The following is a 16,316-nucleotide window of genomic DNA, read 5'->3' as shown; positions in this document are numbered from 1 at the left end:
ATAACGGTTCAAAATCCGTTACCATGTGTCGAAACTAAGAATTGAATGAAAAAGCGATTTTATTTCTTGATAAATCACCTTGATTTCATTTTTGAAATTATTGAACCCCACGTATTGTATAATCTCAGCAGGTCACTTGCCCATGAAGTGGATCCATAACTTTATCTTTGCTCTTTCTATTTGCACTATCAGTTTGGTCGCCCTTTATAGTGTGCTTGGCGATACGCGAAAGCTGACCATTACACCTGAGCATTTCAATATCTATGCAACTAAAGATGCCAGTGAAGGAGGTGTGAGTGAGGCAGATATCACATACGATCGGCAAAGCCTAGTCCTTAGCTGTGAACTAAAGCAGAGCTCGTATGCTTGGCCTTACTGCGGAATCTCGGTTTATACCGATTCAGCAACGCCAACACAGGGTATTGACCTTTCCAACTACCATACGATTCGATTGAAGGTGCGATATGAAGAGGCAGGAATAGGGGCTAACCCTAGCCACGACCTACGTTTGTATCTTCGCAATTATAATTCTGAGTATTCCAAGCCGGACGACGAGTACACCATTAAATATAATGGCATGCAGTTTTCTCCGTCGGGTTCGAGCGATATTGTCGAAATTCCGATTAAAAATCTTCAGGTGATGACCTGGTGGTTAGCAGATAACGGAGTCGCGATTGAGCACTCTGCACCTGAATTTTCAAACATCACACGTATTGATATTGCAACTGGGTCTGGTGCGGCACTTGGTAAACATAGAATTGTGATTGATAAAATTGAGTTTGAAGGCGCTTACCTTGCGCAAGAAACATTGTTGTATGCATTATTACTCTCTTGGATGGCGCTTGGACTGGCTTTTTCACTGCATGAGTTACGAAAAAATAGAGTGGCTTATGAAAAAGCGCAAAAGCGTCACCGTCATTTGGAAAAGGTGAATGATACTTTGCGAGCTCAAAACTATGAGTTTGCAGAGCTAGCGCATCGAGATGCTTTGACGGGCGCGATGAACCGATATGCTGTGCAACACTGGCTGGAACAACAATCTCGTCAGGTTCGCTGGGGGCATAACACCTTCAGTATTCTCTATTTGGACTTGGATAAGTTTAAAAAGGTGAACGACAAATTTGGGCACCAAATGGGGGATGACATATTGCGCGAATTTGTCATGGTGGTAGCGACTTCTATTTACTCAGACGATCGACTCGTTCGTTGGGGCGGCGAAGAGTTTGTCGTATTTTGCCCTGATACCAATATTGAACAAGCGTTAGAGAAGGCAGAAATGATTCGCAAAAATGTGGAGGATCATTTGTGGGTGCACGGTGAATCATTAACTTGCAGTATTGGCGTTGCCCAAATGCAGAATGAACGCGTCTCAGAAACCATGGCGAGAGCTGACGAAGTGCTGTATCAGGCGAAGCGCAATGGTCGCAACCGAGTGGAAGCTCATTATGGTTTACTTGCTTGCGAAAAGAAGCAAGCCTGATAGCCGTTCACTAAAAGGAAAGAAAAAAGGTGGCCAACTGGCCACCAAGAGGGAAACTGCTGAACACCACTTAGGGGGGAAGTTTGGGTTATCGATACGATTACCGTGAGCAGCAGTGTAGTGCTAATCGAACTTGCTATTTTTACCAGAACAACCAAGCGAAAAGCGTTAGTGCAGCAATACACGCAATGTTTAATACGAAACCAATTCGCATCATTTCTTTTTGCTTGATATGACCCGTACCGAACACAATCGCGTTTGGAGGTGTTGCAACTGGTAACATAAATGCACAAGATGCAGCGACGGCAATCAGTGCAGAAAGAATAACCGGAGACATGCCTAAGGCTTCTGCAATGGTCGCAAATACAGGGACAAGTAGTGCAGCACTGGCGGTGTTACTCGCAAACTCAGTTAAGAAGACAACAAAAGCAACCACTGCAAGAATCGTTAAGAGAATACCGGCTTGCTCAAGGAAGCCTGACAAGCTATGAGCCAAAAATACGCTTGTTCCGGTTGCTTTTAGGACGTTACTCAGACAGATACCACCACCAAATAGGATTAACACACCCCAGTCGGTTGTTTTCTCGATATCTTTCCACTCGACGGCGCGAGAAGCACCAAGTAGAAGGATGGCGCCAATAGCTACAAGAGTATCGAACTTCGCGAAGCCACCCAGCATAGCGTTAATAGGCTTACTGAATATCCACAACGTCACGGTCAGTAAGAAAATCGCCAACGTAATCATTTTGCCGTTTGTCCATTCGACTGGTTGATGGTCAAGGTCAAACTTGTGGCTAAGGTCAGGCTTAGTCATCGTGTACAATACGAGGATAGCGATTGGCATTAATACTAGGGAAATAGGTACACCAAACTTCATCCATTCAGTGAAGCTAAGGCCAACTTCAGCTGCTGCAATTGCGTTTGGTGGGCTACCAACCAGTGTTGCAATACCACCAATTGAAGCACTGTAAGCGATACCGAGTAGAACAAACAAAAAGGTGTTGTGGTTTTTCTTGGCGTCTAGCTTTGTCATCACACCCAGCACAAGCGGTAACATCATCGCGGCGGTGGCGGTGTTTGAAATCCACATTGACAGGCCAGCACTCACACCAAATAGCATGAATACAGCGACAGACATTTTTCCTCTTGCCAGCAATAGTACTTTATCTGCAATCGCTTGATCTAACTTTTGTTTATGTAGAGCCGCAGCTAGTGCAAAACCACCCAAAAATAGAAAAATGATGGAGTTGGAAAAGTTATTCAGTGCGGCTTGAGTGTTGAACACACCCAAAAATACCGCAAGTAGTGGTATGAGCAGCGCAGTAATGCTGACGTGAATCGCTTCGGTTAGCCACAGAATAGCAACAAAAACTAAGATGCTCAGGCCGGTTACTACTTGTGGTTCAAAGGGTAAGGTATTAAACAAGATAATGAACAATAGGATATTCGCGTTCAAAATCATGCTGTTGCGAGTGAAGAACCAATTCTTCAATGTCACAGCGAGTGCGGTCATGGGTAGTGCTCCTTTTGCATTGCCTTTTGTCGGTTTTTTTATGGCAAAGTAACTGACTTGTAGTTATTTATTGATGAAATGTTACTTTGAATGCGAAAAAGAGTTTTGCCTGAATCGTAGAGCAAATTAGAAAGTGTGATGTTGAGAATTGGAAATGGGTAGAAAACTACCCATTTGTTTTATAGAAATGTTACTAGGCTTGTGAGCCACGTTATTCCTCTATTCGACGGGGACTTGAAGAGGCTCGTTAGCTGCTTTATTTGGCTCTTTTACTGCGACGATAGGTTCTTGAGGGCCAAGAAACTTAGGCTGCGTATTGATAATATACAGGTCTAAAAACGCTTTCACACGGGCTAGCAGTTCTCGAACACGCATCGATGTTTTTTGCTTGTTGGCCGTCGGCCCTGCTACCGCGAGACACTGTGCATCAATGCTGTAAGCATCAGCGATGAACAGTGCGCGTTCGCAGTGAAAGCGTTGAGTCACAATCAGAAATCGCTCCGAAGCAAAAATTTTTTTTGCTCGTACAATCGAATCTAAGGTACGAAAGCCAGCATAATCAAGGTGAATCACTTCTTCAGGCACGCCTGCTTTAAGTAAGTCGCGTTTCATTGTCCACGGTTCGTTGTATGAACGGTGGGCGTTATCACCACTCAATAAAAACTGTTTTACTTTGCCTTGGTTGTAAAGCTCAATCGCCGCATTAATGCGATGAGTGTAGTAAGTGTTGAGGATCTTTCCGATGTATTTACTGGTACCAAGAACTACGGCAACCTCATGTTGAGGGATTTGCTCGTATTCAGTGAAAATGCTCTCTTTGGCTTGTAAAACCACCCACCGGTCGATGGCAATAACAGAAACAAGCAGACTAAGTGCAGAGATCGACAAAATCAAAGCAAATCGCTTCCAGGAAAATTTCAGCTTCCACTTTGATCTTATGCGAGAAAACAACAAAACGTTTTATATCCTTAACTAAAAATGTAGTTCTCATCATATCTGATAGAAACAAAAAGAGAGAAGCCCATTTATGCCAAAATCTGGTTAGGATGATAAAAAAATAAAAGCCCCTACATGGTAGGGGCTAATTATTAAACGAATTGTCTCAAGCTTAGAACGCAGTGCGTTTGTAGCGGCGGTAAACAGGTTGCCAGAACGACTGTTCAATTGCCACGTTCAATGCTTCATCAGTAATTTCTAATGCGACACCTTGTTCAATTGCCTTTTTACCAACGGCAAATGCGATTTTTTTCGATACTAAGTGGATCTCTTCTAGTGGTGGAAGTAGAGCCCCACGACCGTTGATTGCTAGAGGAGAACATGTTGCGAGCGCGCGGCTTGATTCCATTAGCATCTCGTCAGTGACACGTTTTGCATTGACAGCAAGTACACCAAGGCCAATGCCTGGGAAGATGTAGCTGTTGTTACATTGTGCAATAGGGTAAGTGCGACCTTCATGAACCACTGGCTCAAATGGGCTACCTGTTGCAACCAGTGCTTCACCATTTGTCCAACGAATGATGTCGTTCGGTGTCGCTTCCACGCGGCTTGTTGGGTTCGACAGTGGGAAGACAATCGGACGCTTACAGTGTTTATGCATTTCTTCGATGACTTCTTGGCTAAATAGGCCAGGAGCACCAGAAACACCAATTAGTACCGTTGGCTTCGCGTTACGCATTACATCGAGTAGTGAGAAGCCATTTCCTTCATTTTCCCACTCTTTCGTATTGGTATGCTTTTGCACCAAGCGTTGTTGGAAATCAAGAAGGTTAGGCATGCCTTCTTGTAACAGACCCCAACGGTCAACCATGTAAACTTGTGAGCGAGCTTGCTCGTCAGAAATTCCTTCCGATACCATTTGTGCGATGATCGCTTCTGCGATACCACAACCAGCAGACCCTGCGCCTAGGAAGGTAATACGTTGTTTAGAAAGCTGAGTTCCTGCTGCTTTACAGGCGGCAAGTAGAGAGCCAACAGTAACAGCTGCAGTACCCTGAATATCATCATTGAAGCAACACACGCGGTCTTTGTAACGCTCTAGAAGAGGCATCGCATTTTTCTGAGCAAAGTCTTCGAACTGGATCAAAGCATCAGGCCAACGGCGCTGTACCGCTTGGATAAACTCTTCTACAAATGCATCGTATTCTGGACCCGTAATACGAGGATGACGCCAACCCATGTACATCGGATCAGCTAAGCGTTGCGGGTTATTGGTACCCACATCAAGCACGATTGGTAGCGTGTAAGCAGGGCTGATACCACCACACGCGGTATATAGTGACAGTTTACCGATAGGAATACCCATGCCGCCGATACCTTGGTCACCCAAGCCAAGGATACGTTCGCCATCTGTCACGACAATCACTTTAACGTTGTGGTTTGCTGCGTTGTTCAGCAAGTCGTCAATACGGTCACGGTTTGGGTATGAAATGAACAGACCACGACCACGACGGTAAATGTTAGAGAAGTTTTCACATGCTGCGCCAACAGTCGGTGTGTAGATGATAGGCATCATCTCAGAAATGTGATTTTGCACTAGGCGGTAATACAATGTTTCGTTGGTGTCTTGGATATTACGCAGATAAATGTGCTTATCCATATCGCTTTCGAAACTTTTGTATTGCTGGTAGGCACGTTCCACCTGCTCTTGGATAGTTTCGGTCGACTCTGGAAGCAGACCTTCTAAGTTGAATGAACTACGTTCTTCAGCAGAGAATGCACTGCCTTTGTTCAAAAGAGGGGTTGCTAAAAGAGCCGGACCCGCATATGGAATATATAGTGGGCGTTTATCGTTGTTCATTGGGTGCCTTATGTAGGGTTGAAGGATGCGCACCAAATTTTAACGGGTTCACTATTTAGTTGTAAACATGCGTTGATGCACATCAATGTAATGTCGCAAAAAAATTCAGATACCGACGAAAATATCGGCAATATTGGTTGTTTAGAGATACCTAAAGCAGGATTTTTTTACTTGGGTATAATGTTTTGCATCATCAAATCAAATCCAATTTCTATGTTTCAACTACCTATCGACAGCCTGAAAGCCGAGTTTGACCATCATGTAAGCCTTAACCATCTTGTGGTGGAAGCCGAAACCGGGTCGGGTAAATCTACCCGCTTGCCCATGTGGGCGGCAAAACACGGACGCGTTCTGGTTATTGAACCACGTCGAATTGCTTGTACCTCGCTGGCTGAATTTCTTGCGGAGCAATCTGGAGAGCCAATAGGTCGCAAAGTCGGTTACGCGATCAAGCTTCATGCCTACTTTGATGAAAAAACCGAAGTTGTATTTGTGACTCCGGGGGTTGCACTGCGTTGGTTTTCGGAAAACAAGCTAGCAGACTTTGATGTCGTGATAGTGGACGAATTTCACGAGCGACGCTGGGATATTGATCTATTAACCGCCATTTTGAAGCAAGAAAATCAACATCGATTGATCGTCACTTCCGCTACCTTAGAAGGCGAAAAGCTTGCTCGTTACCTGAATGCTAAGCGCCTGAGTTCGGAGGGACGTTGCTTTCCAGTCACGGTGACACATCGTTCTACAGACAGCCGCTATTTACCGAACAAAAAGGGATGTGAACAAGAGGTTGTCGGAGCGGTAAAAGAAGCACTGGAAGATGAAGATGGCGATATTCTTGTTTTTCTCCCAGGACGTAAAGAGATCGCCCAATGCGCGCAGATGCTACAAAGCAGCAGTGATGTCATGGTGGTTAAACTTCATGCCTCGGTCAGTGATGCAGAACGACATCGTGCGCTGACGGTACAAAAGCAACGGAAAGTCGTATTGGCAACCAACGTCGCGGAAACCTCTCTGACCATTCCTAATATCCGTGTGGTAATCGATAGTGGTTTAGAGCGCAGAACTGTACAACGAAATGGACGTACAGCACTGACATTAACCAACATTTCTAAGGCCAGTGCCGCGCAGCGAATGGGGCGAGCAGGTCGCGTTACCGAAGGGGCTTGTATTCGTCTATATGGTGAGCACGCGCCTTTAGAGTTGGTGACACCTCCAGAATTACACAGAGAAGAGCTCGTCGAGCCCATGCTGGCAGCGGCTTGTTGTGGGTACCGTCTCTCAACACTCGATTTTCTCGACTCAATTCCAGAAAAGTCGCTAGAGGCATCTCATTCGACGTTGTTATCCATGGAAGCGATTGATGAGGATGGCAATGTCACGCAGCACGGGAGAAAAGTATATCCACTACCCATTGATGCACTGTTTGCCGATCTCGTTACCAGAATTCAAGCGAAGCCAGAGAAGGAAGCAATGATTGATTTGGCTGCCGCCTTATCTGTGCCTGCGCAGCTCTATCAGCGACAAAGTGGTGAAGTTGCTGAGCTTCTATCTCAAGAGGAGCCATACGGATGTGATGCCTCTTTACTGATCCGTTTGGTTCGAGGGGAGCAACTCTCAGGCATTATCATTGACGCTAGCGCGCTCGAAGAGGCACAAGGTTTAGCGAAACAAATGCGAGAAGTGTTTGAATTGCCGGAACTTGACGTTGCCTCTCGATATAAACGTGAAGCGCTCTTTTTCTCCATCGCCTCATTGCACCCTGAGCTTGTGTTTGTCCGACGAGCTCGTCGAAGGGATGCTCTAGGAAATGGCGTAGTCGAGATGCTGGTTGGGCGTAACAGCCGCTTTCCTGACAAAGAAGAAGCGGCAATCGTGCTAGATAGCCATAGCGTGCCAGGACGAGGCGTTAAGCAAACACTAAACCTCGCATCGGTTATGATGCCTATCCCGCTGACGTTGTTACGCGAACTTGAATTTGGGGAGTGGCGACAAGGTGAGACGAATTATGAAGAAGAGACGCCAAGAGCAACAATGCATTTGGTCTACGCCGGGCGAACAGTCTGTTCTGAACACCAAGCGTTACAAGGTGATGTTGCTGTTCAGTCTATTGTCGAAATGATAGAAGACGAGACACTGTTACCAGGTTTTGCTTCTCAAAGAAAACAACAAATCCAACACTGGAAACTCTACAACGCATTGGGCCTTAATGTCGAAGGAGAAGAGGTTAACGACTTGGCCTCCTTGACATTTTCTAGCTGGTTAAAGGATCAGTTGGAAACATTAGGCGTTGAAAATGTCGATGATATGGCGTTATTTGAACCGGAAGACTTAACATTTAACGGTGTTCCAGAATGGGAATACGACGATTTCACGGAGCAGTACCCTTTAGAACTTTCGCTGCCAGAACTCCAACTGGATGTTGAGTATTACGCGTCTCGCAAGCTGGTACAGGTCGTTTATCGAGAGGGAAACCGTAAGGGGGACCCGAAGCGTTGGGAGCTGCCACGTTGGGCTGGTTGGAAGATACAGTATAAAAAGGCCAGTCGAGTGATTGATGTAAAGTAGGTCGGCGGATGACGTTGTGACAAGAATTGATATTTTTTTGGTGAATCTATAATGATTTCATATTGATAGCGTTACTTGCGTGTTGTTTTTAGTTTCTTAATTGAAATATTAATCAATTGAATGCTTATATATGGCGAAGCTGTACATCAGTTGTTACAAAGCTGGTTTTAATATTTCCTTTTGTATGTAAATTAGGGCATAAAAGACGAATGTTTTATATCCCATTGCTATATCAAAACAGTTGAACGATATTTGGTATATCTCATTTTCGAGTGTCGGGGGCATAGAATGGATCAACAAGGAAAGACGTGCATTGAATTCGACTACACTAGCTTTTTAGGAGCGACAGGTAGTAAAAAATGGACCTTTTTAGAGGCATTTGCCACCATCGCGCCTATTTTCGGTTTGATGTGGAAACAGAACATTGCGGAATTGAGCAAGCCTGAAGATCGGTTGTGGGATGCCGCATTAAAATCGATGTCTTCTCGTAAAAGTGATGAATCCAATTTGGTCCGCTTAACCCAGTTAGCTAAACATGAAGGGATCAATGAATTGCGAGTCGTTATGCCATATTCGCTCGATGTTCAGCAAATCGAGTACATAGAATCTCGCAGTCAGTTGAAGGTGGATACGTCAGAACAAGATGTTCTTAACATCAAGTTTTAGGCTGAGTATTTCCACTTCATCGATGTACTACTTAACAATAGTGCAATGAAAAGCGACCTCAAAGTAGGTCGCTTTTTTATTTTGAGGTTTTTGTCACAGGTCTTGGAAGTGTGATGAATATAGAGTATTTGCACTTAAATTAACAAAAGTGTAACGTTTGGAAATGCAATTGTCATAACTAGCTTCTAACTTTGTGTTTTTAGGACAAATTACCGACTAAGTGGTTGGTACTGTAAGTTCGAATTAACGTCCCTTATTGGCACACAAGGATGATTGAGTCACCACGTCATTTGGGCATAAAAACAAACACAATAAGAAAGGAAGTCAATATGTCTTTGTCTCGTCGAGACTTTATGAAAGCTGCCTCTTCAACGGCGATTGTTACCGGGCTGGTGGGCTGTGGTAGCGATGCTAGTGAATCTGTTGCGGTTACCTTTGAGCACGGAGTGGCGAGTGGAGATCCTACTCAAACACAAGTAATCATTTGGACTCGTGTTACAACCTCAGCGAGCTACGCAGATGTAAGCTGGCAAGTTTCATCTAACGAAAATTTTACTGATATCGTGCAAAGTGGCACTTTTGCCACAGACACGAGCCGAGATTTCACGGTAAAAGTCGATGTTCAAAATCTCAATGCAAATTCTCGCTACTACTATCGATTCATGGTTGGAGATGTCACTAGCGAAGTCGGGCAAACTCAAACATTACCAGAAGATGGTGTAGAAAAGGCATCCATGGCGGTTGTTTCTTGTGCAAACTATCCTGCAGGCTATTTCCATGTGTATAGAGAGATCTTAAATCAACATGAACAAGACCCGTTTGATGTGGTGCTTCATCTCGGTGATTACATTTATGAGTATGGTGCTGGTGGCTACGCTAGTGAAGATGCTGAGGCACTAGGGCGAGAGCCAAGCAAAGGCACTGAATGTATTACCTTAGATGATTACCGAAAACGGTATGCGCAATATCGCCAAGATGCTGATTTGCAAGCGTTACATGCGAACCTACCAATGATTGCTGTCTGGGATGACCATGAGCTTGCAAATGATAGTTGGAAAAATGGTGCGGAAAACCATCAAGAAGAGGAAGGCAGTTTTAATGATCGTCGTGCAGCTGCGGCTGCCGCGTGGACAGAATGGTTGCCCGTTCGTGAAAACACTTTCTCAAACATGCTGATTTACCGTCAGTTTTCGTTTGGAAGTTTAGTCAATTTGATGATGCTCGACACGCGACTTGTGGGGCGTGATAAACCGTTGGATTATTTCTCGCTCAGCTCACCAACGATGGAAGCTATTGGCGGTTTAGTTGCTCAGTCGCGCAGTCAAGACCGAGAGCTGTTAGGCGGTGACCAACTCGCTTGGCTGATGGATGCGTTCAGTACGCACGACGCAACTTGGAATGTGCTAGGGCAACAAGTGTTAATGTCTCGTATGGAGTTGCCAAGTTCGGTTATGACCGCGATGTTTCAATTGTTTACTGCCACTGAAGAACAAAAAACAGAGGCGTTATTAGCGGTAAACTCTGCGATTACGGGTTATCTCTCTGACCCAAGTTTAGATACCATTGCTTTACCATATAACCTAGATGCATGGGATGGTTACTACGTTGAGCGAGAGAACGTTTATCAACTGGCCAAAGCCAGCAGTGGTAACTTTGTCTGTTTGGCAGGAGATACGCACAACGCATGGGCAAGTGAGCTTAAAGACGTATCTAAGCATCCTATCGGGGTAGAGTTTGCGACTAGCTCTGTGAGTTCCCCTGGGTTAGAGGCCTACCTCGCGTTAGACCCTGTTGCGATCGCTCAAATGGAATACACGCTGCCGCACTTAGTGTCAGAATTACAGTGGGCAGACATCAAACAGCGTGGCTTTATGCGCGTTACTTTTACGCCCGACAGGGCAGAGTCGACCTGGTATTTCGTATCAACGATTAAAGACAAAACATATCAGGTGACGACCAAGTCAGCCTCTACAACAGATGGCACTACGTTAAATATCGGCTAAACTGAGCCTAATACGAAAAAAGTCCGCAAGCTAGTGCGGACTTTTTATTGGAAAGCATTTAGCAATCTAGCGACAGTGCTAGTCAATCAATCCGTATTCTTTGCTCAGAACTTCGATGATTTCCGCTTTCGGATTCTCACTCAAATGAATCGGCTTGCCTGTAATCTTCTCGGCAATACCAATGTAGGTGCTCGAAATCGCCATCAAAGATTCGACGGGTAAAGCATTATCACGAGCGAGTGCTTCACGCTCTGGCATACGTTCTTTATTTAGCAAGATATCTGGGTCAGGGAAGTGGTTAAGTAGGAACTGGCGGAAACCTTCTTTTGAGTTCTCTACGATGTGACCTGCTTGGTACTCTTTAGCATCCCATATACGAGACGAGTCTGGTGTACCCACTTCATCCATGTAAATCAGCTTTTCATTGCTAGCAGCATCATGAACATAACCAAATTCGAATTTGGTATCGACAAAGATTTGGTCGATTTCTTCTAACGCTTGGCTGATAACGTTAAAGCCTTCTTTCAGCAATTTTTCGTAGAGTGCGATATCGTCAGCGCTTGAGAAGTTAAATGCTCCGTAGTTGTCTACGATGTTTTGACGAGTAATATTCACGTCATCCGCTTCTGGCACACCGGGAATGCCTTTTAGAATGCCTTTTGTGGATGGGGTCATTAGCAACTCTGGCAGTACTTTGTCTTTTCCTAACCCTTCAGGAAGTTGGATTCCACAAAACTCGCGCTCGCCATTTGCGTAAGCGCGCCACATCGAACCCGTGATGTATTTGCGGCAGATGGCTTCGATTTTTACCGGTTTGGCTTTTTGTACAATCCAAACAAAAGGGTGAGGAATGTCTAGAATATGGCTATCTGCTAAGCCATTTTCTTTGAACAGTTTGAACCAGTGATTAGAAATCGCATTTAGCGCAGCGCCTTTACCCGGGACACCATTAAGACCACCTTCAGCATGCCAAATACAATCGAATGCAGAGATTCGGTCGCTAATCACCATGATAGCCAAAGGCGCATCTGGAGCGACATTGTATCCTTTTTCTTTGATCAGTCGGGCGCTGTCTTCTTCAGTTAACCAGTAAACTGAACGAACTTTTCCACTATGAACGGGTTTATGGGTGCGAATTGGCAGGTCGTCATTGACGGCAAGTACTTGATTAGCAAGGCTCATTGCGACATTCCTATCATCTTAATCAAACGTCAGAAAGAGAAGATATTCAGCAAAATGTGGGCGCTGAATAAATCGAATGTGGGCATCATACCAGAACTATTTTAACTCGCCAGAGAAAAAGCAAACGTTTGCCTGTTTTCTTTAATACAAAAAAATGCCCCCTTAAAAAGGAGGCGAGATGCAGGATAGATAACGTCGAACTTATTAGTGGTACTTATTAACTCTGCCTTCGACGAAAAAGACTTCACACTGATAGCGCTGCGCCACGTCGCGCAACATAGATTGATTCATAAGTGCAATTTTATTGGATGCGACAACAGCACTGGCATTACCTGATCGGATGGCTTTTATCACGATCTCGACTTCTGAAAGCTGTTGAGAGGGCTTCATTTGAATAACGTTTTTACAGCAAATATTAGAAGCAGTGAGTTGTTCAAAGTCTGGACGAGGGCAGTCTGCTGTAAACAAAATCCATTGTTTCTGCTGCGATAAAACAGCCAGCTTAGATAGAAGCTGATCCGAAACGGCCATGGGCTTAGTTGCTTGTGCCAATACGTTGTAGCGAGAGTATGTATGAGATTGACTTTGTAACTGCATCTTACTGTTCCTTTATACATGCTGTATGTGTATACAGTAGTTTGTTTTGGCGACCTGATCAACCAGTTTCTCAAAAGTTATTTGCGGTTTTTTGAAAAGGAAATAAAAGGATTTTACTTTAAGTAATTGAATTTATTTGTTTATTTTTCATTTCTGATATGTCTAACATCAATTTAAAAATGTGAGGTGAGTAGAAAATTGGACGAGATACATACAGGGGTTCACTACTGTATATACAGGTGTTGTTTCACGGACAGTGGTTTGTATACAGTGGAAGAGGGCTGATAACCGATGCGACATGCTATGTAGGATAGGAGGGAATACGAGATAGAGATTGGAAATAGGCTTGGGCGATCAAAAAAGCGCCTTATAAAAGGCGCTTTTGAAAATCAGTTCCATTGATTCCGTCTTGCTTAGCTCGCTCGTTGCAAACGTTCGCGCATTTGCAATTCGCCTTGGTTAAATAGGCGCACGTCGATTTTCGCCATATCGTAACAAGCTTTACATGAGTAGTGGTGCTTGCCATCTAAATAATCGTGACGAGTTACAAGACTAGGTTTTTTACACCAATCACAGGTGCCTTCTTCAGTGAACATTGATTTTCTCCCCACCTAGATTAATTTGAGTCGTTAGGTGTTATTTTGCGCCGGGCATTATGGCATAAAAGCGCGACTTAAGTTAAATGTCTGTTAATTTCTTTGAGAGGGAGATCGATTGCGGTGCTTGATTATATGGGAATAAAAGCATGGCAGCCAAAGTATCCTGACCTATTTTTACTGTTTTGTAACATTTTGTGAGACGAGCTTAAAGGCATGATTGAGTCGCTTCATTTCTTCTTCACTGCCCCTTGTGTCAGGATGATAAAGCTTTGATAATTGTCTATAGCGTAGCTTGATTGCCTGTAAATCAGGGATGGTTTGTGGTGTGTAGCCAAACATAGCACACGCGACGCTTAGCTTATGGTTTTCTGCCTGAGTTTTGGATTTCTTAAATTCTCTGAATACTTTCTCTAACTGACGCTTCAGTTGCTTGTTCGTAAACTCTAGCTCTTTTATTTTTTCCGCCATTCGTTGATTTTGGCTTTCCTCTTTGGCTTCACGCGCTTTTCTATTCTGCTTAAGTTTTTTGATCGCGAGGAAACTTAAGCCGCTGATGATGAGGATCGCCGCTAGCCAAATCAGCCATAGAAACTGCGAGTGTTTTACTTTGGGGGTTGCAACTGTGCTTTTCTCTTCTTGTGTTTGCTCTGCTTTTTTATCGAGCGACTTTATTTGCGAGACTTGTTTAGCTCGTAGTTGGTTGAAGCGCAGCTCTAACAGTTGATTATAAGCTTGTTCTGCTGCTGGATTATGCTGAGAAGCCATTTGATACAAGGCTTCAGTCAATTGAGAAGTTGTGACCTTACCTGGATTGCGCTGAATAAAATCGGCGAGAAGAAAGCCACGATCGGTTGGGTCATTGAGTGCGATAGAGGTTAGCCAATATAACGCTTGTGTTTCATTTTTTTCGCCATTTATCCCTTTAGCAAAGTCGTTCGCGAGCTGTTTTTGTGCAGGGAGGTAACCTTGGTTGGCGGATTGCTCTAGCCAGTAGCGCGTTTCTGGTGAGGCTTCAGCTTCGTTTGATGCCAATAATTGTTGTGCGTACTCGTATTGTTCGATGGGGTCATTTGGAGCTTGAGAGGCAAGTGAGTAGCCAGAAAAGCTGAGGCTAAATAAGCAGAGTAGGGCAGACGTTTTGACAGACATTAATATGTCAGGCCTAACGATAATGGTTAGGCCTGCTCCGGTAATTTTTTATTATTACCGTTATGGTGCAACCAAATTACTTCAGTGGCAAGATCTGGATTTCAACACGACGGTTGCACGCACGACCTTCAGAAGTTTGGTTTGAGCAAATTGGGTTACGTTCGCCGTAGCCGCGTGCAATTGCACGACCAGGTGCAACGTTTTGAGATACTAGGAATTGACGTACGGACTCTGCACGGCGCTCTGACAACGTTTGGTTGTATGACTCACTACCTGTGCTATCCGTGTAACCGTCAATAACGAGACTGGTATCTGGGTACTCAACTAGGATGCGAGCAACACCGCGTAGAGTATTATGGATACTAGCATCAAGCTGGTAAGAGCTTGAAGAGAAGCCGATACCGTTTTCCATACGCAGTAAAAGCTGATTTTCACCAACACGCTGAACTTGTACGCCAGAGTTTAGCAAAGCGCGACGTAATTCCGCTTCTTGTTGGTCAAAGTAGTAACCAACGCCAGCGCCAGTCGCTCCGCCTGCGGCTGCACCAATGAGTGCATGCTGACGACGTTCTTTAGCATCATCACCCGTTGCTAGGCCGATTGCTGCGCCAGCGATCGCACCAATAAGCGCGCCTTGCGTGGTGGAGTTAGTTTCGTATTCACCCGTTGTTGCATTTTGGCGTTGAGTGGCTTGACAGCCAGTAAGAGCTAGCACTAGAGCTAGTGCAATAGGCATCTTTTTCAAGGGAAAATCTCCGTATAAAACTGAGGCGAAACCATGCCTCATAATGGGATGCGAATTATGAATAAACAAGCATTAATATTTGTTATGAGAAAGTAAGATTGATAAGAGTTTCTGTAAGAAAATTCCTATCAATACTGCCAAAGCTCTCAAAGTAAGCCCTATAGACATCGAAGTCATGGGTGCTTATGTGAATCCTTTACTATTCTGGCTATTTCGATGAATCGCCCAACATTTTGCGTGCTTGTTCGCCGCCCACTCCACGGTTAACTGAAACCTTTCTACCTTTCTTTAAGCCCACTTCGTAGTCTTCAGTTAGGTTTTTCATCGCTTCTTTCAATTGCTTCTTGAACGTTTCGCGGTCAATGTTTTGGAATTCTTTATCAATATAGTCATTAATTTTATTGGCCGACTCTTCATCTGGAGAAATAATTGGCAATTTTTCAATCGCGCCTTCCACCCAGCCAGATACAAATGAGTTCACACGGCGAGTCACTTCCTGAGAAGAGGTGCCGGTGCCAGCAAAGCTGTTTCGGAATTGTCCGGTACTTTCGTTCATCTCGCGATAAACAATATCGAAAGCAAATGCAGCAAAAATAGCGCGATCTGCTTCACCGATAAATTCGACACGTTTGAGCCCTTTGTGATTCAACAATACTGCTTCGACACCGAATTTTGTGTTAATGCCGCGAATCACTCGCAATATGGTAGAACTGATGTTCGCTGGTAGCAAATGAGAAGATTGTGTTTTTCCCATTCTGATGAACTCAATATCGTCTTTATCGAGACCATATTTAAGCATGAGGCGATGTGCCATTTTGATAGCATTGGCAGCCTCATTAACATTAGCGGAATTGCCCAGTTCTAAGCACTTGGCGATTTTTTTCAGAGCTTTTTGTTTATCCATCGACAACCAGTAACGAAAGCAGAAAATTTATGAAGTCAGACATATTACCTTTTTTGACATAAAAACGAAATACAAGGTGGGACTGAAGATAATTTCAGCACATAAAAAGAAGC

13 protein-coding genes are annotated in these 16,316 nt (G+C 44.3%); 4 read left to right on the top strand and 9 right to left on the bottom strand.

The genetic code is table 11. The features are described from left to right. The first annotated feature begins 142 nt into the window (after positions 1-142). Positions 143-1,480, top strand: coding sequence for a GGDEF domain-containing protein (locus tag NL626_RS01765; RefSeq protein ID WP_031781257.1), 1,338 nt, complete (start codon positions 143-145; stop codon positions 1,478-1,480). Between the two features lie 142 nt (positions 1,481-1,622). Here NL626_RS01765 and NL626_RS01760 read toward each other — a convergent pair whose 3' ends face one another. From NL626_RS01760 to NL626_RS01750, 3 genes are all read right to left on the bottom strand, one after another. Then, positions 1,623-2,993: a DASS family sodium-coupled anion symporter gene (locus NL626_RS01760; RefSeq protein WP_017634863.1), complete on the bottom strand. Its 1,371-nt coding sequence runs from the start codon at positions 2,991-2,993 to the stop codon at positions 1,623-1,625. A gap of 219 nt (positions 2,994-3,212) precedes the next feature. Then, a complete protein-coding gene (locus NL626_RS01755; protein ID WP_005388862.1) occupies positions 3,213-3,947 on the bottom strand; it encodes a vancomycin high temperature exclusion protein in 735 nt (244 codons plus the stop codon). Positions 3,948-4,101: 154 nt separating this feature from the next. Beyond that, on the bottom strand, positions 4,102-5,790 hold the full coding sequence (locus NL626_RS01750; RefSeq protein ID WP_213973297.1) for an NAD-dependent malic enzyme: 1,689 nt from the start codon (positions 5,788-5,790) through the stop codon (positions 4,102-4,104). 213 nt (positions 5,791-6,003) lie between these two features. On the opposite strand from NL626_RS01750, the gene NL626_RS01745 reads away from it, so the two are divergent. The 3 genes from NL626_RS01745 to NL626_RS01735 all read left to right on the top strand — a co-directional run bounded on the left by NL626_RS01745 (position 6,004) and on the right by NL626_RS01735 (position 11,027). Further along, on the top strand, positions 6,004-8,358 hold the full coding sequence (locus NL626_RS01745) for a helicase-related protein (RefSeq protein WP_253656931.1): 2,355 nt from the start codon (positions 6,004-6,006) through the stop codon (positions 8,356-8,358). Between the two features lie 288 nt (positions 8,359-8,646). Further along, positions 8,647-9,024 (top strand): hypothetical protein, encoded by a 378-nt coding sequence (locus NL626_RS01740; protein WP_005377965.1) that lies wholly within the window; start codon positions 8,647-8,649, stop codon positions 9,022-9,024. 329 nt (positions 9,025-9,353) lie between these two features. Continuing rightward, positions 9,354-11,027, top strand: coding sequence for an alkaline phosphatase (locus tag NL626_RS01735; RefSeq protein ID WP_053306953.1), 1,674 nt, complete (start codon positions 9,354-9,356; stop codon positions 11,025-11,027). A 78-nt stretch (positions 11,028-11,105) separates the two neighbouring features. Here NL626_RS01735 and NL626_RS01730 read toward each other — a convergent pair whose 3' ends face one another. From NL626_RS01730 to NL626_RS01705, 6 genes are all read right to left on the bottom strand, one after another. Then, positions 11,106-12,209 carry a phosphoribosylaminoimidazolesuccinocarboxamide synthase gene (locus NL626_RS01730; protein ID WP_115385881.1) on the bottom strand — a complete coding sequence of 368 codons (1,104 nt, stop codon included), beginning with the start codon at positions 12,207-12,209 and terminating at the stop codon, positions 11,106-11,108. A 204-nt stretch (positions 12,210-12,413) separates the two neighbouring features. Next, on the bottom strand, positions 12,414-12,806 hold the full coding sequence (locus NL626_RS01725; RefSeq protein WP_017820828.1) for a SulA-like leucine-rich domain-containing protein: 393 nt from the start codon (positions 12,804-12,806) through the stop codon (positions 12,414-12,416). Positions 12,807-13,219: 413 nt separating this feature from the next. Beyond that, the gene (locus tag NL626_RS01720; RefSeq protein ID WP_005377960.1) at positions 13,220-13,402 is read right to left on the bottom strand and encodes a hypothetical protein; all 183 of its coding nucleotides are present in this window, start codon (positions 13,400-13,402) and stop codon (positions 13,220-13,222) included. Between the two features lie 177 nt (positions 13,403-13,579). Beyond that, on the bottom strand, positions 13,580-14,554 hold the full coding sequence (locus tag NL626_RS01715) for a J domain-containing protein (RefSeq protein ID WP_005388848.1): 975 nt from the start codon (positions 14,552-14,554) through the stop codon (positions 13,580-13,582). 76 nt (positions 14,555-14,630) lie between these two features. Then, a complete protein-coding gene (locus NL626_RS01710) occupies positions 14,631-15,290 on the bottom strand; it encodes an OmpA family protein (RefSeq protein ID WP_005377956.1) in 660 nt (219 codons plus the stop codon). A gap of 217 nt (positions 15,291-15,507) precedes the next feature. Next, a complete protein-coding gene (locus tag NL626_RS01705; protein WP_005377954.1) occupies positions 15,508-16,203 on the bottom strand; it encodes a DUF2786 domain-containing protein in 696 nt (231 codons plus the stop codon). Positions 16,204-16,316: the final 113 nt, after the last annotated feature.

Origin of the sequence: Vibrio sp. Y58_MX_L22 (assembly GCF_024181865.1) — a bacterium.
GTDB classification, from domain to species: domain Bacteria; phylum Pseudomonadota; class Gammaproteobacteria; order Enterobacterales; family Vibrionaceae; genus Vibrio; species Vibrio alginolyticus.
The sequence above is the reverse complement of the archived record's forward strand: the minus strand, read 5'-3'. Positions and strand labels throughout refer to the sequence as shown.